This window comes from Pseudomonas tehranensis, assembly GCF_014268615.1.
Lineage (GTDB): Bacteria > Pseudomonadota > Gammaproteobacteria > Pseudomonadales > Pseudomonadaceae > Aquipseudomonas > Aquipseudomonas tehranensis.
This window is the reverse complement of the sequence record NZ_JABWQV010000042.1, coordinates 1-22,642: the sequence shown is the minus strand read 5'-3', so window position 1 is coordinate 22,642 and position 22,642 is coordinate 1. Positions and strand designations below refer to the sequence as shown.

The following is a 22,642-nucleotide window of genomic DNA, read 5'->3' as shown; positions in this document are numbered from 1 at the left end:
TAGTCAAACCGAATCGGGCCCTACCGTGAGTCAATCGCGCTTCCATCACGTCTTCCTTGCCCAGCGTACGCCACTGCTGCGCACCCTCCAGCGCATGGTCAACAACCCCAGCACCGCCGAAGACCTGCTTCAGGAAACCTACCTGCGCGTCACCCGCGCACTGGCTGAACGCACGGTCGAGCATCTTGAGCCGTTTGTCTTCCAGACCGCCCGCAACCTGGCGCTGGACCACTTGCGTGCGCGGCGTATTCAGTCCCGGACCCTGCTGGACGACGTGCCGCAAGAAGTTATCCACAACGTGATCGCCCCCCAAAGCAGCGCCGAAGACGCGGCCCATGCCGAGCAAATGCTCGAACGCCTCAATGTCAGGCTGCAAGCGCTTAGCCCGCGACAGCAACAGATTTTTATCCTCAGCCGGCTGCATGGTCACAGCTATCAGGACATCGCCAAGCGGCTGGACGTGTCGCTGAGCACCGTGCAGAAGGAACTGAAGCTGATCATGGCAATCTGTGTGGGCGTGGCCGAACGCCTTGGTTGCGACTGAGCCTGTAAGGATTTTCTCTAAGAGGCCGTCGCCGATTGCGCTGGCCTGCGGCCCTGCTAGGCTTGGTCGCTGACGCTAAATAGCCGTGCAAAAGACACTGCGAGGAACCACCGTGACAGACAAACACCGTGCCCCTGAGCACGCTGCGGCGCAGGACACCGCCCATGCCATGGAACAGGCGCTGGACTGGCTCATTCTGCTGGACAACCCCAGCGAGGAGCAGACCCGGCAGTTCCAGGCCTGGCTGGCGGCCGATCCGCGCCATGGCCAGGCATTCAAGCGGGCCCAGGCGATCTGGAACGGCCCGCAAGTGATGCAAAGCGCCCGGCAACTCAAAAGCCGCCCCCAGGCCAGCGCACTGTCACGCTTGCGCGCCCATTGGAAACCCTTGGCCACCGCTGCCGTGCTGTTTCTGGGCCTGTTCAACTTCAGCGACCTGCCCCTGCGTCTGCAGGCCGATCACCTGACCGTGGTCGGGGAACGCCAGCGCCTGCAACTGGAGGATGGCTCCCAGGTCCTGCTCAACACCGATTCGGCCTTTTCCAGCACATTCAACGACCAACGACATATGGCCCGGTTGTACAAAGGCGAAGCGTTTTTCGAAGTCCCGGACACTCGCCACCTGCCCCTGCAAATCGACGCCGGTCCGGTTATCGCCAGCGTCAGCGACACCTCCTTCGCGGTGCGCTACCTCGATGGCGTGACGCAAGTGCAGGTGCAGCGCGGTGATGTGGATTTGCGGGCCACGCGTTATGACGCCCATATCAGGTTGTCTGCCGGGGAAAGCATCCGCATCGGTCCCAACGGCTTCGACCGCCCTGTCCAGATGGATGCCGGCACCGATCTGGCGTGGGTCCAGGGGCGACTGGTGTTCGAGAACCGACCGTTGAGCCAGGTGCTGGCCGAGCTGCGACGCTACTACCCCGGCTGGATCATCAACAACAACGAACAGTTGGCCCAGGTCGCCGTGACCGGCAATTACCGCCTCGACCAGCCGCTGGACGTGGTGCGCTCTTTGGCCCACATCACCTCTGCCCGTCTCCAGGAATTCCCGGCGCTGGTGATCTTGAACTAAATGAGAATTATTTTTACTCGATAGGCTCCGCTGGTTCGTCTCGTTATAGCCAATGCAATTGATTCGCATCTAGCGACATCATCTGCACCTATAACAGATGCGACACGGAGCGCTATCGATGTCCTCTCGTCTTACCCGCCGGTCCCTTGCCCCTGCCTGCACGCTATCGTTGCTGACCGCCGCCGTCCTGATGGCCGGCACCGCGCCGGCCGCACTGGCCGCTACCACCGCGCAGCCGGCTGCGCGCAACATCGGTGACTACACCTTTGCCATTGCCCAGCAACCGTTGGTTTCAGCGTTGAATGCGTTCACCGCCGTCACGGGCTGGCAGGTCGGTTTGTCCGCAGAACTGGCCGAAGGCGTTGCCTCGCCCGGCGTCAACGGCTCGCTGCCGGCGGAAAAAGCCCTGGAGCGCCTGTTGGTGGGGACCAACCTGAGCTACCGCAAGCTGGGCAACAACAGCATCGTCCTGGAAAAGCGCAGCGCCGGCAGCGTGGTGAACCTGCAACAGGTGACCATCAGCGCCACCCGCCAGGAACAGGACATCGCCAGCGTGCCCAGCACGGTTTCCGTCCACGACCGCCAGGAACTGGACCGCAACAACGTCAACACCCTCAAGGATCTGGTGCGCTATGAACCCGGCGTTTCAGTCGGTGGTGCGGGCCAGCGCGGCGGCATCAGCGGCTACAACATTCGCGGAATCGACGGCAACCGGGTCCTGACGCAGGTCGACGGCGTGGAAATTCCCGACAGTTTCTTCAACGGCCCGTACGCCAAAACCCAGCGCAATTACGTGGACCCAGAAATCGTCAAGCGCGTGGAGATCCTCCGCGGCCCGGCCTCGGTGCTGTACGGCAGCAATGCCATCGGCGGTGCCGTCAGCTATTTCACCCTTGATCCGAACGACATCATCAAACCGGGTAAAGACGTCGGCGCCCGCCTGAAGACCGGCTACAGTTCCGCCGACGAGAGCTGGCTCAAGTCCGCCACCGTCGCCGGTCGCAGTGGGCAGTTCGACGGCCTGTTGCATTACAGCCAGCGCGACGGTCATGAAACTCAATCCTACGGCAATCACAATGGCACCGGCCTGGACCGCACTGCAGCCAACCCGGAAGACGTGCGCACCCACAATGTGCTGGCCAAGCTCGGCTGGAACTACAACGACGACTCACGCCTGGGCCTGGTCTACGAGAAGTACAAGGATGACCGGGACACCGATCTGAAAAGCGCCTATGGCGGCCCCTACTCCGACGGCCAGCCGGCAATTCCTGACTTTGTGCTGCCCGGCGGCATGTATCAGTGGCGCACCGGTAACGACACCATCAGCCGCGAGCGCTTCGGCCTGGAACACAGCTTCGCCCTCGACAGCCTGCTGGCCGACCGCGTGAAGTGGAGCCTGAACCACCAGATCGCCAAGACCGACCAGAGCACCGCCGAGTTCTACTTCCCCATCACCCGCCAGGTGCTCCGCACACGAGAGACCCTCTACGAAGAAAAACAGTGGGTTTTCGACGCCCAACTGGACAAGGCCTTCAGCCTCGCCGACACCGATCACGCGCTGACCTACGGCACTACGATCAAGCAACAGAAAGTCACCGGCTCGCGCAGCGGCAATGGCGTCTGCCTGGCCGTCGGCGTGGGTTGCTCCGCCGTCGGAGCCATCAGCACCCGGGACGTACTGGAAAAGGCCAGTGATTTCCCGGACCCGACCATCAACACCTACAGCCTGTTCGCCCAAGACCAGATCAGTTGGAACCGGTGGACGTTCACGCCAGCCCTGCGTTACGACTACACCCGGCTCAAGCCGCACCTGACCGAGGCATTCCTCAACACCGCGGACCCCACCGGCGGTGGTGAGGTCAGCGACAAGAACAAGACCTGGCATCGCGTCTCGCCCAAATTCGGCCTGACTTACGCCCTGACCGACCAGTACACCTGGTACGGCCAGTACGCCGAAGGCTTCCGCACGCCAACCGCCAAGGCGCTGTATGGTCGCTTCGACAATCCCGACGCCGGCTACAGCGTGGCACCCAACCCCGATCTGGAACCGGAAAAAAGCAAAAGCTATGAGACTGGCCTGCGGGGCCGTTTCGATGCCGGTTCGTTCGATGTGGCGGTGTTCTACAACAAGTATCGCGACTTCATCAATGAAGATGCGATCACGCCCGGAGCCGACGAGCTGACCTTCCAGAGCAACAACATCAAACACGCCACCATCAAGGGCGCCGAGGTCAAGGGACGCCTGAACCTGGATCTGTTCGGCGCACCGCAAGGCCTGTACACCCAAGGTTCTGTGGCCTATGCCTACGGTCGCAACAACGACACCGGCGAGCCGATCAACAGCGTCAACCCGCTGACCGGCGTGTTCGGCCTGGGTTACGAGCAGGACCGGTTCGGCACTTTGCTCAGTTGGACCTTGGTCAAGAAAAAAGACCGCGTCGACGACAGCAACTTCAACTCGCCCGATGGCGTCAGCGGCCAGTTCAAGACCCCGGGCTTCGGCATCCTCGACCTGACCGGGTTCTACAAGGTGACCGACGACGTCACCGTCAGCGGCGGTCTCTACAACCTCACCGACAAGAAGTACTGGCTGTGGGATGACGTGCGTGGCTACGACAGTGTGGGAGAAGCCGCGGTGCTGAGCCCGGCCAACCTCGATCGCCTGACTCAGCCGGGGCGCAACTTCGCAGTCAACCTGATCTGGGATATCTGACCAGGTTGCCAGGCAAAACAAATACCTGTGGCGAGGAGCGTCATGTGGGAGCAAGGCTTGCCCGCGATGAACGTGATGCGATCTTTCAGAAATGGAGGCGCCTGTTCGCGAGCAAGCTTTGCTCCCACAGCCCCTCGCCACCATGTGCTCATTCGAAGGAATTTTTCATGACTACACAACATCCCGTTTTACGTTCCCAACGCCTGAACCAAATCACCCACGAGCCCCATAGCAAGCTCGACGCCCTGGTCAAAGCCCACGCCCCGTTCGAAACCCCGGCCAGCTTCGCCCGGTTCGTCGTCGCCCAATACCTGTTCCAATCGGAACTGGTGGCGTTGTACAACGATGCGCAACTGAGCGCATTGATCCCCGATCTGCCGCAGCGCTGCCGCGCCGAAGCGGCCAGGGCCGACCTGGCGGACCTGGACACCGCAGTGCCTGCGCCCGTGGCCGGCGCGGTCAACAATCCGACCCTGGCCGAGGCCTTGGGCTGGCTGTTCGTCTCCGAAGGCTCCAAGCTCGGCGCGGCGTTTTTGATCAAGCGGGCCGTCGGCCTTGGCCTGAGCGAAACCTTCGGCGCCCGTCACTTGGCAGAACCTGCGGGCGGGCGCGCCGAAGGCTGGAAAACCTTCATCCGCAGCCTCGACAACCTGGCCTTCACTGAACAGCAGGAAGCCGAAGCGAACAAAGGCGCACTGGATGCCTTCAATCGGTTTACGGTGTTGTTGGAACAGGCTTATGCGGCCGAGTTGGCCTGAAGTGTCCGAACTTTCCATTGTGGGAGCGAGCCTGCTCGCGAAGACGCAAGTTCATTCGCTACAGATGTCGTCTGACACACCGCCATCGCGAGCAGGCTCGCTCCCACAGAGGTTGTGCATGACTGAAAAACGCTGATGAGCCGCCCCACGAAACTCGCCCAACTGCTCTTCGGCCTGCTCGCCTACATAAGCCTGGCGATCGGCCTGGTCGCCATAGTCGTGCCCGGCCTGCCAGCGACCGAGTTCATTCTGTTGGCCGCCTGGGCCGCGACCCGCAGTTCGCCGCGCCTGAGCGCCTGGCTGGAAAACCACCGGCTGTTCGGGCCGATGCTGCGCAACTGGCGCAACGGCAAAGTCGTCCCTCGCCGGGCCAAGGTTGCGGCCACCGTCAGCATGCTGCTTTGCGCCGGGCTGATGCTGGTGATGCTCGACCATGGCTGGCCGGTGTATGTGGCCCTGGCCGGCATGGGCCTGGGCAACCTGTGGATCTGGTCGCGCCCAGAGCATATCCATAGCCATTCGCGTGGCGAGGGAGCTTGCTCCCGCTGGGCCGCGAAGCAGCCCCCTACGGATTTTTGATCTATGCTCGCTCTCTGATTTGGAGGGCCTTCGATGACAGATCTGCTCACGTCCATGCAAGCCGCACTCGGCTTACCCACGACGCCAATCCCCTTCACCGACGAGGGCGCTCTGCCCTCGGCGTTCGCCGTCACGGAGCTGGCCTGCGCCAGCATCGCCACGGCCGGTCAGGCGACCGCCGAACTTATCTGCCAGCAAACCGGCCGCCGGCCATGCCTGGAGGTCGACCGACGGCTGGCCTCGTTCTGGTTCTCCACCTCCCTGCGTCCCATCGGCTGGAGCGTACCGCCGATGTGGGATCCGGTGGCCGGCGACTACCCCACCGCCGACGGTTGGATTCGTCTGCACACCAATGCGCCTCACCATCGCCTCGCCGCCGAAAAGGTCTTGGGCGCGTGCATCGACCGCGCCGACATGGCGACCAAAGTGGCGCGCTGGCACAAAGCCGAACTGGAACACGCGGTGGTCCAGGCCGGTGGTTGTGCCGCCGAAATGCGCGCGTGGCAGGCGTGGCAGATTCATCCCCAGGGCATGGCGGTGAATGCCGAGCCGCTGGTTCATCTGGACGCAACCGCCGCTCAACAGCCCAAGCCCTGGCTCGGTAGCGTGGCCCAGCCATTGGCCGGCCTCAAGGTGCTGGACCTGACCCGCGTACTGGCAGGCCCCATCGCCAGCCGTTTCCTCGCAGGCCTGGGAGCCGACGTCCTGCGCATCGACCCACCGAGCTGGAACGAGCCCGGCGTGGTGCCGGAGGTCACCCTCGGCAAACGCTGCGCCCGCCTCGACTTGCATCAGCCCGACGACCGCGCTGCGTTTGAGGCGCTGCTCAAAGACACCGACATCCTGCTCCATGGCTACCGCGCCGACGCCCTGGAACGTTTGGGCTACGGTGCCGAACAACGCCAGCGAATAGCGCCTGGCCTGATCGACGTCAGCCTCAACGCCTACGGCTGGAGCGGCCCCTGGCAGAACCGCCGCGGCTTCGACAGCCTGGTGCAGATGAGCAGCGGCATCGCCGAAGCCGGCATGGGCTGGAAACAGACAGACAAGCCAACCCCGCTGCCGGTGCAGGCCCTGGACCACGGCACCGGATACCTGATGGCCGCCAGCGCGATTGTGTTGCTGTCCCGACGGTTGATGAGCGGCCAGGGCGGCTCGGCACGCTTGTCACTGGCGCGCACGGCGAAGCTGTTGATTGAACGTGGCGCGGGCGCCGGGATTGCGTTGCGAGCCGAGGACGAGAACGATCAGGGACTGCTCGTCGAACAGACACCCTGGGGCCCGGCCCATCGACTGCAGGTGCCCTTGAAAATCACCGGGACGCCGCTGCAATGGACCTCGCCAGCGGCGGAATTGGGCGCGCATCGGGCCCGGTGGTGACGAGCGTCCGTTGTGGCGAGGGGATTTATGTGGGAGCAAGGCTTGCTCCCACAGCCCCCCTCAACACCCCCCAAAAAGATGACCTGCGCCTCAAAGCGCCAAAAACCCGCTGTACAACCCATACGCCGCCACGCCCGCCCCTGACATCACACACGCAAAGACGCCCTTTTCCATCGGCGTAAACAACCGCAACCCCTGCTCACGCTTGGCCTGAGCAAACAAAATCACCCCCGGTGCATACAATAGCGCCGACAACAGCAGGTATTTCACCCCACCGGCATACAGCAGCCACACCGCGTAACACAGGGCAACGCCACCAATACACAGGTCTTTCATGCGCCGTGCCGAGGCCTGGCCGTAGGTTTCTCCCCGTGCGCACAGCAGCACCGCATAGGCCGCCGACCACAGATACGGCACCAGAATCATCGACGAGGCGAGATAGATCAGGCTGGTGTAGGTGCCTGCGGAAAACAGGGTGATCAACAAAAACAGCTGGATCATGCCATTGGTCAGCCACAGCGCGTTGACCGGCGCATGGTTGGCGTTTTCCTTGGTCAGAAACGCCGGCATGGTCTTGTCCCGGGCGGTGGCATAGAGGATTTCTGCGCACAGCAGCGCCCAGGACAGCAGCGCACCGAGCAATGACACCACCAGGCCCAGACTGATCAGCACGGCGCCCCAGGGCCCGACAATGTGTTCCAGTACACCGGCCAGGGACGGGTTCTGCAGCCTGGCCAGTTCCGGTTGAGCCATGATCCCCAGAGACAGCACGTTGACCAGCACCAGCAGTGCCAGAACCCCGAGGAACCCGATGACCGTCGCCCGCCCCACGTCCGCGCGTTTTTGCGCCCGCGCCGAGTACACGCTGGCACCTTCGATGCCGATAAACACGAACACAGTGACCAGCATCATGTGCCGTACCTGGTCCATCACGCTGCCCAGATCCGGATTCATGACGCCCCAGATATCGCGGGTGAAAATCTCGGCCTCGAACGCCACGCCAGCGATGACGACGAACATCAACAGCGGCACGACCTTGGCCACGGTGGTCACCAGGTTGATGAACGCCGCCTCCTTGATCCCCCGCAGCACCAGGAAATGCACCGCCCACAGCAGCAACGAGGCACACGCGATAGCCACCGGGGTATTGCCCTGGCCGAACACCGGAAAAAAATACCCCAGGGTGCTGAACAGCAACACGAAGTAACCCACATTGCCCAGCCAGGCACTGATCCAGTAGCCCCAGGCCGACGAGAACCCCATGTAGTCACCAAACCCGGCCTTGGCGTAGGCGTAAACGCCCGAGTCCAGCTCCGGTTTTCGATTGGCCAGGGTCTGGAACACGAAGGCCAGGGTCAACATGCCAACAGCGGTGATGCCCCAACCGATCAGCACCGCCCCCACATCGGCGCGGGCGGCCATGTTTTGTGGCAGGGAAAAAATCCCGCCGCCGATCATCGACCCCACCACCAGCGCGATGAGCGCGCCAAGTCGCAGTTTTTCAACCGGTTGCGGCATTTTCTGGCTCACCTTTGAATTAAGTAACTAAAGCGACATAACGTTTTTAAATAACGTCATCTGTTTAAAGTCCATGGGCTTATTACGCGACCCTGGCCCAAGACACAAATAAAAAAAGACAGGGCAGCCGATTATTTTTGTCATGAAAGCCGCCTACAAAATAGTTGCGCCGACGCAGAATTCAACTAGCGTGAAGTGTCCTACGGGGCATGAATCCTGCCTATTTCCCCACCTCAGAGGCTCTGAAACGAGCCTTTCATAGAACTTCGCCACGACAACGGGCGCTATCAACTCCTTTATTAACAATGGAATGTCGTCATGCACTGATCCAGATCAGCTCGAGAAACTTTAAAGCGACTTAGGCTTTGCTAACTCTCTTCTCCTGCATTGGAGTCATACAATGTCTGATACCCCCGCAAAACTTCGATTGGGTGCGCTTGTCGCGCTGGTGGTCGGCTCGATGATTGGCGGGGGAATCTTTTCCTTGCCACAAAACATGGCCGCCAGTGCCGATGTCGGTGCCGTGCTGATCGGTTGGGCGATAACCGCCGTCGGCATGCTGACCCTGGCTTTCGTGTTCCAGACCCTGGCCAACCGCAAACCTGATCTGGACGGCGGTGTGTATGCCTACGCCAAGGCCGGGTTCGGCGACTACATGGGCTTCTCGTCGGCCTGGGGCTACTGGATCAGCGCCTGGCTGGGCAACGTCGGTTACTTCGTCCTGTTGTTCAGCACCTTGGGGTATTTCTTCCCGATCTTCGGCGAAGGCAATACCGTCGCGGCGGTGATCGGTGCGTCAGTGCTGCTCTGGGCCGTGCATTTCCTGGTCCTGCGGGGCATCAGGGAAGCGGCGTTCATCAACCTGGTGACCACCATCGCCAAGGTGGTGCCGCTGCTGCTGTTCGTGCTGATCGCGGTGTTCGCCTTCAGGCTCGATATCTTCACCGCCGACATCTGGGGCCTGAAGAACCCGGACCTGGGCAGCGTGATGGATCAAGTGCGCAACATGATGCTGGTCACCGTATGGGTGTTCATTGGCATTGAAGGGGCAAGCATCTTTTCCGCCCGCGCCGAGAAACGCACGGATGTCGGCAAGGCCACGGTGATCGGTTTTATCACCGTGCTGCTGTTTCTGGTGCTGGTGAACGTGCTGTCCCTGGGCATCATGACCCAACCGGAACTGGCCAAGTTGCAGAATCCGTCCATGGCTGCGGTGCTCGAGCATGTGGTGGGTCACTGGGGCGCGGTGCTGATCAGCGTCGGTCTGATCATCTCGCTGCTCGGCGCCCTGCTGTCCTGGGTACTGCTGTGCGCCGAGATCATGTTTGCCGCTGCCAAAGACCACACCATGCCGGAGTTCTTGCGCCGCGAAAACGTGAATCACGTACCCGCCAACGCCCTGTGGCTGACCAACGCGATGGTCCAGCTGTTCCTGGTCATCACCCTGTTCTCGGCCAGCACTTACCTGTCACTGATTTACCTTGCCACCTCGATGATCCTGGTGCCGTACCTGTGGTCGGCGGCTTATGCGGTGCTGCTGGCGGTGCGCGGCGAGACCTACGAAGGCTTCGCGGCCGAGCGGCGCAAGGACCTGATCATCGGCGCCATCGCCCTGATCTACGCGGTGTGGCTGCTGTATGCCGGCGGGATCAAATACCTGCTGCTGTCCGCCCTGCTCTATGCCCCCGGCGCGATCCTGTTCGCCAAGGCCAAGCGCGAGTTGGGCAAACCGGTTTTCACCTCCGTCGAGAAGCTGATTTTCGCCGCAGTGATCGCAGGCGCCCTGGTGGCCGCCTACGGGCTCTACGACGGCTTCCTGACCTTGTAACTGACTGATTGTTTTATCTGGAGGATCTTTGTAATGACCACGGAAAAAGTGAAGTACGGCGTTCATTCCGAAGCCGGCAAGCTGCGCAAAGTCATGGTGTGTTCCCCTGGCCTGGCCCATCAGCGGCTGACCCCGAACAACTGCGACGAACTGCTGTTCGACGATGTCCTGTGGGTCAACCAGGCCAAGCGCGACCATTTCGATTTCGTCACCAAAATGCGCGAGCGCGGCGTCGATGTGCTGGAAATGCACAACCTGTTGACCGATATCGTTGCCATTCCCGAAGCCCTGGACTGGATCCTGCAACGCAAGATCACCCCCAACTCGGTCGGCATTGGCCTGGTGCATGAAGTCGATTCCTGGCTGCGCAGCCTGGAGCCGCGCAAGATCGCCGAATTCCTGATCGGCGGCGTCTCGGCCGATGATCTGCCGGACAGTTTCGGTGGCAAGACCATCCAGATGTTCCGCGACTTCCTCGGTCACTCCAGCTTCATCCTGCCGCCATTGCCCAACACTCAATTCACCCGCGACACCACCTGCTGGATCTACGGTGGCGTCACTTTGAACCCGATGTATTGGCCGGCGCGACGCCAGGAAACCCTGCTGGCCAGCGCCATCTACAAATTCCACCCCGAATTCACCCAGGCCGACTTCCAGGTCTGGTACGGCGACCCCGACCAGGATCACGGCAACGCTACGCTGGAAGGCGGCGACGTGATGCCGATTGGCAACGGCGTGGTACTGATCGGCATGGGCGAGCGTTCGTCGCGCCAGGCCATCGGCCAACTGGCGCTGAATCTGTTCAAGCACAAGGCCGTGGAACGCGTGATCGTCGCCGGCTTGCCCAAGTCCCGCGCCGCCATGCACCTGGACACCGTGTTCAGTTTCTGCGACCGCGACCTGGTGACGATCTTCCCGGAAGTGGTGAGCCAGATCGTCGCCTTCTCCCTGCGCCCTGACGAGAGCAAACCCGGCGGCATCGACATTCGTCGCGAAGAAACCAACTTCCTCGACACCGTGGCCAAGGCCCTGAACCTCAAAGCGCTGCGCGTGGTGGAAACCGGCGGCAACAGCTTCGCCGCCGAACGCGAGCAATGGGATGACGGCAACAACGTGGTGGCCCTGGAACCGGGCGTAGTGATCGGTTACGACCGCAATACCTATACCAACACCCTGCTGCGCAAGGCCGGCGTGGAAGTCATCACCATCAGCGCCAGCGAGCTGGGCCGAGGCCGTGGCGGCGGCCATTGCATGACCTGCCCGATCATTCGCGACCCGATCGACTACTGACCTTTGAGCCTGGGTTGCTGTTTATCCAACGCAGCCCAGGGGATAACCCCCACCTGAGGAGATCCATCATGGCTTTCAACATGCACAACCGCAGCCTGCTGAGTTTGATGCACCACACCAACCGCGAGCTGCATTATCTGCTGGACCTGTCCCGGGACCTCAAGCGTGCCAAATACACCGGCACCGAGCGGCCACACCTCAAGGGCAAGAACATCGCGCTGATCTTCGAGAAAACCTCGACCCGCACCCGCTGCGCCTTCGAAGTCGCGGCCCATGACCAGGGCGCCCACGTTACCTACATCGATCCCGTCTCTTCGCAGATCGGCCACAAAGAGAGCATGAAAGACACCGCCCGGGTGCTGGGACGGATGTTCGACGCCATTGAATATCGCGGCTTCGAACAGGAGATCGTCGAGGAGCTGGCCAAGTTCGCCGGCGTGCCGGTGTTCAACGGCCTGACCGCTGAATTCCACCCCACCCAAATGATCGCCGACACCCTGACCATGCGCGAACACAGCGATAAGCCGCTGCATGACATCAGCTACGCCTACCTGGGCGACGCCCGCTACAACATGGGCAACTCGCTGCTGATGATCGGCGCCAAACTGGGCATGGACGTGCGCATCGGCGCTCCCAAAGCCCTCTGGCCGCAACAGGACTTCATCGACCAGTGCCAGGCCTTCGCCGCTGAAAGCGGCGCCCGCATCACCATCACCGAAGACCCCAAGGAAGCCGTCAAGGGCGTGGACTTCATCCACACCGACATCTGGGTGTCCATGGGCGAGCCGGTCGAGGCATGGGACGAGCGCATCGAACAACTGCTGCCCTATCAGGTCAACGCGCAAATGATGAAAGCCTCGGGCAACCCTCGGGTGAAATTCATGCATTGTCTGCCCGCTTTCCATAACAGCGAAACCAAGGTCGGCAAAGACATCGCCGCGCGCTATCCGAACCTGGCCAACGGTGTGGAAGTGACCGAAGAAGTGTTCGAATCCCCGGCCAACATCGCCTTCGAGCAAGCGGAAAACCGCATGCACACCATCAAGGCGATCCTGGTGTCGGCGCTGGCGGATATCTGACACCGGCCGCCCCCAGCTGAAGTGTTTTTCACTGTGGGAGCGAGCCTGCTCGCGATAGCGGAGTATCAGCTTGCATTGATGTTGGATGTGCTGCCGTCATCGCGAGCAGGCTCGCTCCCACAAGGGGACCGAGTCGTCCATTATTTCTCTGTCAGAGGACAGCACCATGCGCATCGTCGTAGCCCTTGGCGGGAACGCCCTCCTGCGTCGGGGTGAACCCATGACCGCCGACAACCAACGCACCAACATCCGCACCGCGACCGAACAGATCGCCAAGATCCACCCCGGCAACGAGCTGGTCATCGCCCACGGCAATGGCCCCCAGGTCGGCCTGCTGTCGCTGCAGGCCGCGGCCTACACCTCGGTCACGCCGTATCCGCTGGATGTGCTCGGCGCCGAGACCGAGGGCATGATCGGCTACATTATCGAACAGGAGTTGGGCAACCTGCTGGACTTCGAAGTGCCGTTCGCAACGCTGTTGACCCAGGTCGAAGTGGACGCCAACGACCCGGGTTTCCAGAACCCCACCAAGCCCATTGGCCCGGTCTACACAAAGGCTGAGGCGGAAAAACTCGCGGCCGAAAAAGGTTGGGCGATTGCCCCGGACGGTGACAAATTCCGCCGCGTGGTCGCCAGCCCGCGGCCCAAGCGCATCTTCGAAATCCGCCCGATCAAGTGGCTGCTGGAAAAGGGCAGCATCGTGATCTGCGCCGGCGGTGGCGGCATCCCGACGATGTACGACGCCGACGGTAAGCTCCAGGGCGTGGAAGCGGTGATCGACAAAGACTTGTGCTCGGCGCTGCTGGCTGAACAACTGGAAAGCGATCTGCTGGTGATCGCCACGGACGTCAACGCCGCGTTCGTCGACTTCGGCAAGCCGACCCAGAAAGCCATTGCCCAGGCTCACCCCGATGAAATGGAAAAGCTGGGGTTTGCCGCCGGCTCCATGGGGCCGAAAGTCCAGGCCGCCTGCGAATTTGCCCGCAACACTGGCAAGGTCGCGGTGATTGGATCACTCTCAGACATTGAGGCCATCGTCCAGGGCACCGCCGGTACGCGCATCAGCACGGCAACACCCGGCATCGCCTATCGATAACAGGAAACTTGCGGGGCGGATCCAGGGTCTGCCCTACACCCACGCCTTCGAAGGAGAGTCGTTTATGGCCATGTTCGAACCCGGTCACCTGCATATGGAGCGCCACGCGCTGAACAAGGATGATTTCAGCTACAACCTGTGTATCGACTATGAGCTGGCGCAGGACCCCAAGGAGGGCCAGGGCATGTCGTTCCGGTTGCACGGCACGGTCGAGGATAAATCCGTGGACGAAACTTTTTTCCTGGCCAAGGACCAGGCCTTCGACTTCGCCCGCCATGCCACGCGCATCGCTCAGACACACGGCATGCCCAAGAGCGCCAGCATTGGCTCGATGCACAAGTATTACGATGAGATGTTCGAAGACGTACGCAAGCAACTGGACGTCAAGCCGGGCGACCCGATGAAGCCTGAGCATCTGGAATAACCCACGCGAAAAACACCTCTACGTGTGTGTGCCCTGTGGGAGCAAGGCTTGCCCGCGATGGTATCGCCTCGGTCTATCAGCTACACCGAGGTGTTTGCATCGCGGGCAAGCCTTGCTCCCACAGGCCCGCTCCCACAAGGGTTATCAATGTTCTGAATATCGGGTTAAACGCACTCACTGCCTGGCTGGCAACCCGCCATGGCTGACCTATGCTGAAAGTAGTACCCAAGGGTATTCGTTCAGAGGTCACCGCCATGAACATCAAAACAAGAAGACGCCTCGCCATTTTTGTCACCTGCACCGTCACGCTGGCGCTGTATGGCACGGCGGCCTATCGGGTCGAGCAGGCCAGACAACTGCCCCGTGAACACGCCAGTTGCAACCTGGAGCGCTGCATTCCCCATAGCGCGACCCTGAACGCTTTGCGCTGAGGCGTGTTCAGTCGTCCTGCTGATCGGTCTTGAGCCGGTCACGGAATGCCTTGGGAGAGATGCCAACCCGTCGGCGAAACAACCGGGTGAAATTGGTCGGGTCAGAAAAACCGAGCATTTCGGAAATCTCATAGATCGTCATGCCGGTGTAGGTCAGCAGCCGCTTGGCTTCCAGTAGCTGGCGCTCATGCATGATCTGCAGGGCCGGCTGCCCCGCCAATTCCCGACAGGTGCCGTTGAGGTGCGACACGGAGATGCCCAGACGATGGGCCAGGTCTTCAACCTTGACATGCTGGCGATAGGTTTCTTCCACCAACTGAATGAACCCGTTGAGGTACTCCCGCGCGCGTTGTGGGCGCTGGGCCTGCGTGCGCCGCTGCATCACCTGACGACTGACCCAGACCATGATCACGCTGACCAAGGCATGCATCAGCATTTCCCGGGCCGGCTGATGCCCACCGTATTCAGCCTGCAGGGCGCTGAACAGGCTATTGAGGTATTCGGCATCTTCCAGGGCCGGGTAGCTTTCGGCCTGGGCCAGCACGTTGACCGAATGACCCAGCTGCGATTGCAGGTGCGTCACCAGCGGTGCCGCCAGAGTCACCACGTAACCGTCCACATCCTCGGAAAAACGAAAGCCATGCACCGACAATGGCGGCAGGATCTGCACCGCCGGCTCGTCGAGCCGTGTGCGCTGGCCTTCGATTTCCAACTCCGCCTGGCCCTTGAAGACAAACAACAACTGACAGAGATCGGCGTGCCGATGGGGTTTGATCTCCCATTGGTGCTCTCGGCTGCGCTTGGAGATGGTTTCACAGTGCAGCAGGTCCGGAGTCGGCCAATCCTGGCTTTCGCCGTAGAGCTTGAATACCGGGATTGAAGGCAGGTCTGTTTTTTTCATCACGAGGATCGGCCTGGGTTGCGGGCGATAATCGCACCGATTGGTAGAAAGTACAGGTATCGGCTCAGTTTTCCCCTTCAATTGACAGGTCCGCAAGCGAAAAATGCAAGCACCCCAATCAACACCGACCCTGGTCGTGTGCTTCGTGCGAGCCATAACAACAATGAAAACCCTCAAGACCCAAGTTGCCATTATCGGTGCCGGCCCCTCTGGGCTGCTGCTCGGCCAATTGCTGCACAACGCTGGAATTGACACGGTGATCCTCGAACGCCAGACCCCGGACTATGTGTTGAGCCGCATCCGCGCCGGTGTGCTGGAGCAAGGCATGGCCCAATTGCTACGCCAGGCCGGCGTCGGCCAGCGCATGGACGCCGAGGGGCTGCCCCATGACGGCTTTGAGCTGGCACTCAACGGTCGGCGGGTGCACATCGATCTAAAGGGCCTGACTGGCGGTAAAAACGTCATGATCTACGGCCAGACCGAAGTCACCCGCGACCTGATGTCCGCCCGGGAGGCCGCCGGCGCCCGCACGCTTTATCAGGTCGGCAATGCCCAGCCCCACGACATGCAGACCGACAGCCCCTTCGTAACCTTCGAGCACCAAGGGCAAACCTGGCGCCTGGACTGCGATTACATTGCCGGTTGCGACGGTTTCCATGGTGTGGCGCGCCAGTCAATCCCGGCGGAAAAACTCAAGGTCTTCGAGCGGGTCTACCCGTTTGGCTGGCTCGGCATCCTGGCCGACACCCCACCGGTTCACGAGGAGTTGGTCTACGCCCGCCACGAACGTGGTTTTGCCCTGTGCAGCATGCGCTCCAAGACTCGCACCCGTTATTACCTGCAAGTGCCTGCCGAGGAGCAAGTGGCCGATTGGCCGGACGAGCGCTTCTGGTCTGAACTGAAAAACCGCCTGCCAGCCGACCTGGCCCAGGCACTGGTGACAGGTCCCTCCATCGAGAAGAGCATCGCGCCGCTGCGCAGCTTCGTGGTCGAGCCGATGCAGTATGGACGGATGTTCCTGGTCGGTGACGCGGCCCACATCGTTCCGCCCACCGGCGCCAAGGGGCTGAACCTGGCCGCCAGCGACGTCAGCACGCTGTTCAACATTCTGCTCAAGGTCTATCGCGACGGCCGTACCGACTTGCTGGAAAAGTATTCGGCCATTTGCCTGCGACGGGTGTGGAAAGCCGAGCGCTTCTCCTGGTGGATGACTTCCATGCTGCACCGCTTCGACGACGACGCCTTCAACCAGCGCATCAGCGAAGCGGAGCTGGAATATTTCGTCGACTCCGAGGCGGGTCGAAAAACCATCGCGGAAAACTACGTCGGACTTCCTTATGAGGCTATCGAATAGCCGGCTATCGACTTAAACTGCGGGCTCAGTCCTCTTCGCCAACCAGGCGTGATGCCCGCAGGTTCTGCCTTGACTCAAGCCCATACCTCCCAAGCCCCACAGCCTGCCATCCGTAGTGTGCTGGTGGCCCTGATGCTGGCGATTTTTCTCGGCGCACTGGACCAGACCATCGTCGCCGTCTCGATGCCGGCCATTTCCGCCCAATTGGGTGATGTCGGGCTGCTGGCCTGGGTGATTTCCGGCTACATGGTCGCCATGACCGTGGCGGTGCCGATCTACGGCAAGCTCGGTGACCTCTACGGTCGTCGGCCGTTGATGCTGTTCGGCATGGGGCTGTTCACCCTGGCCTCACTGTTCTGTGGACTGGCGCAAAACATGGAGCAACTGGTGCTGGCGCGCATATTCCAGGGCATCGGCGCCGGCGGGATGATTTCCGTGAGCCAGGCGATCATCGGCGACATCATCCCGCCACGCGAGCGGGGTCGCTACCAAGGGTACTTCAGCAGCATGTACGCGGTGGCCAGCGTGGCCGGGCCGGTGCTCGGTGGCTACATGACCGAATACTTGTCGTGGCGCTGGGTGTTCTGGATCAACCTGCCGCTGGGCCTCACGGCCTGGTGGGTGGCCCGCCGCACCCTGGTGGGGCTACCAGTGCCGCAACGCACGCCGATCATCGATTACCTGGGCACCGTGTTGTTGATCATTGGCCTGACTGCGTTGCTGCTGGGGATCACCGAGGTCGGCCAGGGCCATGCCTGGCACAGCCGTGAAGTGCTGGGATTACTGGGTTGCGCAGGGATAGCCCTGGGGGTGTTCGTCTGGTACGAGCGTCGGGCGCGGGAACCGTTGCTGCCGATGCACCTGTTCGCCAACCGCAGCGCGGTGCTGTGCTGGTGCACGGTGTTTTTCACCAGCTTCCAGGCGATTTCCCTGACGGTGCTGGTGCCGTTGCGCTTCCAGAGCGTGACCGGCGCCGGTGCCGACAGCGCGGCGTTGCACCTGTTGCCGTTGGCGATGGGGCTGCCCATGGGTGCGTATTTTGCCGGACGCCGTACCTCGATCACCGGCCATTACCAACCGATGATCCTCTGCGGCGCCCTGCTCTTCCCGTTCGCCATCCTCGGCATGGCCTTCTCCCCGCCCGACGCGTTCTGGCTCAGTAGCCTGTTCATGCTGCTCAGCGGCATCGCTTCCGGCATGCAGTTCCCGACTTCGCTGGTGGGGTCGCAAAATTCGGTGCAACAGCAGGACATCGGGGTCGCCACCAGCACCACCAACCTGTTCCGCTCCCTCGGCGGCGCCGTGGGCGTGGCGCTGATGTCGGCGTTGCTGCTGGCCTTGCTGCAGGATTCAAACGTTGCCCAACTCGCCGGTTCGTCACCGTTGGGTGAAGGTCATTCCGGCAATGTCTTGCTGGACGGTCTGAACGCCGCCCCGGGCGAGGCGCAGGAGCTCTTGCGCCAGGCATTGCAGGCAACATTCCGGCATTTGCTGTTGATCAGCGCGGCGGTGTCGTTGCTGGGGCTGGCGGCCGCGGTGGCGATGCCCAATCGCTTGCTGCGTGGGCGGGATGAGAAGTTTGGGTAACCTGTAACACACCACCTCTGTGGCGAGGGAGCTTGCTCCCGCTGGGCTGCGAAGCGGCCCCAAAAATGTTGCGGTCGCTGCGCAACCGAGCGGGAGCAAGCTCCCTCGCCACAAAGGCATCGTTGCCACAAAGTCTCTTCAAGCCGTCGCCGCGACACCCTCCGGCACCACCTGCGCACTCATCCCATCCTTCATCCGCTTGGCATCGCGTACAAAACAGCGCGACGCCAGGAACAGGAACACCATGGTCAGGAACAGCGCCACCGGGATCAGGAACATCGCGTCATGCAAACCAATGGCCTTGAACGCCTCGGTCATTTGCGCGGCGCCGGCCGCGGCCATGGCCGCATGGGCAAAGTAGTCAGACAAACCACCCACCACCACCGGCCCCATGCCTCCACCCAACAGATACAACCCGGCAAAGAACAACGCCATCGCCGTGGCCCGCAGACGCGGTTCGACGACGTCCTGGATTGCCGTGTACACGCACGTATAAAAGGTATAGGCAAACAACCAGCCGACACTGAACACCGCGACGAACACACCAATTTCAATCCGCCCGGCATACAACGCCCAAGCGGTGGTGGCCGTGGAGATCACCAGGCTGAACGCGGCGAACAGCAAGCGTCCGTTGGGCACCCGTTGATGAATCTTATCGGCAATCCAGCCGCCCAGGGTCAACCCGAACAGCCCGGTCACGCCCACCATGATCCCGGTGGCAACCGCCGCGTCGTGCAGCGGCATCAGGAAGTAGCGCTGCAACATCGGCACCAGGAACGAGTTGCAGGCATAGGTGGCGAAGTTGAAACACAGCCCCGCCAACACCAGCCACAGGAAAGTAGGAATCGCCAACACCCGACGGATCGGCCTGTCGATTTTTTCCTGGGAGATCTGCACCGTTTCCGCCGCGCCGCGCTTGGGCTCCTTGATGAAAAACATGAACACCGCCAGCACCAGCCCCGGCACCGCCGCGATAAAGAACGGCGCGCGCCAGCTGTCGAAGGCTTTGACCATCGCCCCGATGGTGAAGAACGCCAGCAGCAGGCCGATCGGCAGGCCCAGCATGAAAATGCCCATGGCCCGCGCCCGACGGTGAGCCGGAAACAGGTCGCCGATCAGCGAGTTGGCCGCTGGCGCGTAACTGGCTTCACCGATCCCCACACCCATGCGCACCACCAGAAACGCCCAGAAACTGCCCACCAAGCCATTGACCGCCGTCAGCCCGCTCCAGGTCGCCAGACCCCAGCCCATCAACTTGCTGCGCGAACCGGTATCGGCCAGGCGCCCCAGTGGCAGCCCGGCGATGGCATAGACGATGGTAAAGGCGGTGCCGATGATGCCGATCTGGAAGTCGCTGAGGCTCCACTCCATACGGATCGGTTCGATGATGATCGCCGGAATGGTGCGATCAAAGAAGTTGAACAGGTTGGCCAGGAACAGCAGGAACAGAATGCGCCAGGCATTCGCCGCTTGGGTCGAGTTCTGCATGGGTCCGTCTCTTTATTGTTATGGGGCACGGCGAGGCATCCGAACCCGGAGTCTGCAATCTAGACAGCGGCGCCCAGGCTGTCTCCAATCATTCGCACGGCTGATATACGACCATGGCAAGCGTCGTGTTTCGTGACTACGATCAATTCCCTGAAAAGATAGCCATCATTTTGCCTCTTCTCGATTAAAGATCATTCCGCGATGGCCGATTCAACCTATCAGGAAAAGATTTTCCCGAGCGCTGCTCAGGCTGCCCCCCCTGAACGCTTGGGCCGACCTTCGCGTCGTCAAGGACGCGAGCTCCCATCCGCGACGGTCCGATGACAGTGGTCATCGAACCGACCAGTTCAGGCATATGGCGCACAATGACCTCTAAAAAAACAGCCACTGCAGTATCCGATCTTACGCTGAGCCCGGCCGCTAACGGCCCTGAAACCTCGAAACCATCGAGCAGCTCGCGTCCCCTGGCGACTCAGCAGTATCTGTATTTCACCGAAACCAATACCGACCGCATCCTCGACAACCTCGACGGCCTGCGTGACAGCGTGTTCCCGCGCCCGCCGCACCTGGTGGACGACGAAAGCGAACGCGATCAGCAGGAGTTCCCGTCCGTGTGCCTGATCGGCCTGGGTCGCTGTGGCTCCAACATCGCCCTGGACGTAGCCGAGCTGGTGTACAACGCCCGCAAGTTCTACCTCAACGAGTTCAACGCAGAGGACAAAGGCTATAGCGACAAGGGCTACAGCCCGGCGCAGTGGATCCGTAACAATTTGCGCCTGGGCACCAGCAAAGCCAGCAAGCCGGTATTTCTGGTCGAACCCCTGGTGATGCTCGGCGACCTGGACAAGGACATCGCCGGACGCATCCGTTTTTCGCGCAAAGGCGAAAAAAGCGGCTTTTTGCGCGACTACAGCAAAATGAAAATCATGGACCTGTCGGAAGTCCATGCCGGGGGCGCGGGTAACGCACCGATCCTGGGGCAGTACCTGGCCAAGATCATCCTGAACAAGGACACCCAGCGGTTCTCCAGCCCCGACTGGAAAATGATCCACTCGTACCTGATCGACAGCTGCGGCATCAAGGCCAACCAGTCGCGCCTGTACTTTTCGATCTTCAGTGCCGGCGGCGGGACCGGCTCGGGCATGGCCTCAGAGTTCGGCCTGGCCCAGCAATACTCGTACATGAACAAGACGTTCGACACCAAGCCAATGGACGAACACGACAGCAAGAGCGGCCATTCCTTCGTCTTCGAGCCGATCTTCACCAGCGGCATTTGCGTACTGCCGAACATTTCCGATCACCGCAGCGAAATGTCCGAGGCGCTGCACATCAACGCCGGACGCCTGCTGTGCAAGTACCTGTCGGAAGAATGGGATTTCTCGTACAACTTCGCCAACGACGACAGCAGCGAAGCCAGCGTGATGGGCCGCATCCGCCCCTGGAACGCGATGATGCTGATCTCCAACGACATCATGCGCTACGCCGAAGAGAGCGATGACGGCAATATCCAGAACATTGATGTCAATGCCATGGAGAAGCACGCCAACCAGTACATCTCCCAGCAGATCTTCAACATCCTGACCGCTCAGGCGGTGACCACCGACTACGACCAGAATTACTTCCGGCGTGCCGGCATCGACATTGGCGAAACCATTCGCCTGGACGCCAATGACCTGTTCATGAGCCTGGCCGGCCCGGTGGCAATTGCCTACGCCGAGTCCGTCGTTCCGGAAACGCCAGCGCCCAGCGGCGACAAGTTCAAGGTGTTCGAGAAGGAGCCGCCGCGCCTGAACATCGACGACCTGTTCTTCCGCTCCATCGACCTGCCGCACTTCAACAAAGTCACCCAGGCCATCGAAGGCATCAGCCTGTTGCCGATCGAATCCAAGCGCTACCGCGCTTCGCTGGAGCAGTACAAGAATTCCGGCTACGACGCCGCCGCGCTGCATGACCTGCACTTTTTCAAGAACTGCTCGTCGGTGGTGTCGATCGTCTCGCTGCCCAAGGACTACAAGCTGTCCTACATGGACCTGAACCGGCTCAAGACCCACCTCAACAGCCTGTTCCCCAACACCACCCTCAAGCGTTACGCGCTGGTGATCGGTGCCTCGGCCAACCTGTCGCTGACCACCCTGATCGCCAAGAGTCCTTGCCTGTCGGATGACTTCCTGACCCTGATCGTGGCGTTTATCAAACGCTGCTTTGCCCGCACCCCGTATCGCTTCGACGACACCCTGGACAACTCGATCCTGGACTTCATCATCAATGAAGACTTCGACGAAGAGCGCATCGACGACCTGCTCAACGAGTTCGAAAACCCGGCGAAGATCCTCGACACCAACTGGTACGCGATCAAGCCGATGTACGAGAAGAAATACCGCGAGCTGATCAGCGACAAAGACAAGTTTGTCTCGATCAACGACATCCGCCTGTCCCGCGACTGCGTGAAGAAGTCGATCAAGTATCTGCGCGAGATCTACCGTCACCGCATTGGCAAGACCAAGGTTATTTCTTTGAATAACCATACGGGCAAGAGTTATTGAGGCAGGCGCAAGACCGAGTCGCCCCTTTCGCGAGCAAGCCCGCTCCCACAGTGG

At 61.2% G+C, this 22,642-nt stretch carries 18 protein-coding genes; 15 read left to right on the top strand and 3 right to left on the bottom strand.

Annotation, left to right across the window (positions count from 1 at the left end):
* Positions 1-25 precede the first annotated feature (25 nt).
* The 6 genes from HU811_RS10175 to HU811_RS10150 all read left to right on the top strand — a co-directional run bounded on the left by HU811_RS10175 (position 26) and on the right by HU811_RS10150 (position 7,049).
* A complete protein-coding gene (locus HU811_RS10175; RefSeq protein WP_092397051.1) occupies positions 26-544 on the top strand; it encodes an RNA polymerase sigma factor in 519 nt (172 codons plus the stop codon).
* A 112-nt stretch (positions 545-656) separates the two neighbouring features.
* Positions 657-1,619 (top strand): FecR family protein, encoded by a 963-nt coding sequence (locus tag HU811_RS10170; protein ID WP_092397049.1) that lies wholly within the window; start codon positions 657-659, stop codon positions 1,617-1,619.
* Positions 1,620-1,737: 118 nt separating this feature from the next.
* Complete coding sequence (locus HU811_RS10165) at positions 1,738-4,332, top strand: TonB-dependent receptor (protein ID WP_186655639.1); 2,595 nt, start codon at positions 1,738-1,740, stop codon at positions 4,330-4,332.
* Positions 4,333-4,499: 167 nt separating this feature from the next.
* Positions 4,500-5,090: a biliverdin-producing heme oxygenase gene (locus HU811_RS10160; RefSeq protein ID WP_186655636.1), complete on the top strand. Its 591-nt coding sequence runs from the start codon at positions 4,500-4,502 to the stop codon at positions 5,088-5,090.
* Between the two features lie 135 nt (positions 5,091-5,225).
* Positions 5,226-5,669, top strand: a complete 444-nt coding sequence (locus HU811_RS10155; protein WP_186655633.1) for a YbaN family protein — start codon at positions 5,226-5,228, stop codon at positions 5,667-5,669.
* 33 nt (positions 5,670-5,702) lie between these two features.
* On the top strand, positions 5,703-7,049 hold the full coding sequence (locus tag HU811_RS10150) for a CoA transferase (RefSeq protein WP_186655630.1): 1,347 nt from the start codon (positions 5,703-5,705) through the stop codon (positions 7,047-7,049).
* Positions 7,050-7,139: 90 nt separating this feature from the next.
* On the opposite strand, the gene arcD (HU811_RS10145) is transcribed toward HU811_RS10150, so the two are convergent.
* Positions 7,140-8,567: an arginine-ornithine antiporter gene (gene arcD, locus HU811_RS10145; protein WP_189674056.1), complete on the bottom strand. Its 1,428-nt coding sequence runs from the start codon at positions 8,565-8,567 to the stop codon at positions 7,140-7,142.
* Positions 8,568-8,967: 400 nt separating this feature from the next.
* Here arcD (HU811_RS10145) and arcD (HU811_RS10140) point away from each other — a divergent pair, with 400 nt between their 5' ends.
* The 6 genes from arcD (HU811_RS10140) to HU811_RS10115 all read left to right on the top strand — a co-directional run bounded on the left by arcD (HU811_RS10140) (position 8,968) and on the right by HU811_RS10115 (position 14,715).
* Positions 8,968-10,395 carry an arginine-ornithine antiporter gene (arcD, locus tag HU811_RS10140; protein WP_092397037.1) on the top strand — a complete coding sequence of 476 codons (1,428 nt, stop codon included), beginning with the start codon at positions 8,968-8,970 and terminating at the stop codon, positions 10,393-10,395.
* Between the two features lie 33 nt (positions 10,396-10,428).
* Positions 10,429-11,685 carry an arginine deiminase gene (gene arcA, locus HU811_RS10135; protein WP_092454310.1) on the top strand — a complete coding sequence of 419 codons (1,257 nt, stop codon included), beginning with the start codon at positions 10,429-10,431 and terminating at the stop codon, positions 11,683-11,685.
* Positions 11,686-11,753: 68 nt separating this feature from the next.
* A complete protein-coding gene (locus HU811_RS10130) occupies positions 11,754-12,764 on the top strand; it encodes an ornithine carbamoyltransferase (RefSeq protein ID WP_092397033.1) in 1,011 nt (336 codons plus the stop codon).
* 166 nt (positions 12,765-12,930) lie between these two features.
* Complete coding sequence (gene arcC, locus HU811_RS10125) at positions 12,931-13,860, top strand: carbamate kinase (protein WP_186655625.1); 930 nt, start codon at positions 12,931-12,933, stop codon at positions 13,858-13,860.
* Positions 13,861-13,924: 64 nt separating this feature from the next.
* Entirely contained in the window at positions 13,925-14,284 is a 360-nt protein-coding gene (locus tag HU811_RS10120; protein ID WP_186655622.1) for a DUF5064 family protein, read from the top strand.
* Between the two features lie 254 nt (positions 14,285-14,538).
* On the top strand, positions 14,539-14,715 hold the full coding sequence (locus HU811_RS10115; RefSeq protein WP_177193333.1) for a hypothetical protein: 177 nt from the start codon (positions 14,539-14,541) through the stop codon (positions 14,713-14,715).
* 7 nt (positions 14,716-14,722) lie between these two features.
* Here the strand turns inward: HU811_RS10115 and HU811_RS10110 are convergent, their stop codons facing one another.
* Positions 14,723-15,616, bottom strand: coding sequence for a helix-turn-helix domain-containing protein (locus HU811_RS10110; RefSeq protein WP_092454304.1), 894 nt, complete (start codon positions 15,614-15,616; stop codon positions 14,723-14,725).
* A 163-nt stretch (positions 15,617-15,779) separates the two neighbouring features.
* Between HU811_RS10110 and pobA the strand changes: the two genes are divergently transcribed.
* Both pobA and HU811_RS10100 read left to right on the top strand, forming a co-directional pair.
* Positions 15,780-16,970, top strand: a complete 1,191-nt coding sequence (pobA, locus tag HU811_RS10105; protein ID WP_186655619.1) for a 4-hydroxybenzoate 3-monooxygenase — start codon at positions 15,780-15,782, stop codon at positions 16,968-16,970.
* 69 nt (positions 16,971-17,039) lie between these two features.
* Complete coding sequence (locus tag HU811_RS10100) at positions 17,040-18,557, top strand: MDR family MFS transporter (protein WP_496198548.1); 1,518 nt, start codon at positions 17,040-17,042, stop codon at positions 18,555-18,557.
* Between the two features lie 138 nt (positions 18,558-18,695).
* On the opposite strand, the gene HU811_RS10095 is transcribed toward HU811_RS10100, so the two are convergent.
* Positions 18,696-20,045, bottom strand: coding sequence for a spinster family MFS transporter (locus HU811_RS10095; RefSeq protein ID WP_092454298.1), 1,350 nt, complete (start codon positions 20,043-20,045; stop codon positions 18,696-18,698).
* 365 nt (positions 20,046-20,410) lie between these two features.
* Here HU811_RS10095 and HU811_RS10090 point away from each other — a divergent pair, with 365 nt between their 5' ends.
* Positions 20,411-22,588: a hypothetical protein gene (locus HU811_RS10090; protein WP_186655613.1), complete on the top strand. Its 2,178-nt coding sequence runs from the start codon at positions 20,411-20,413 to the stop codon at positions 22,586-22,588.
* The last annotated feature ends 54 nt before the right edge of the window (positions 22,589-22,642 follow it).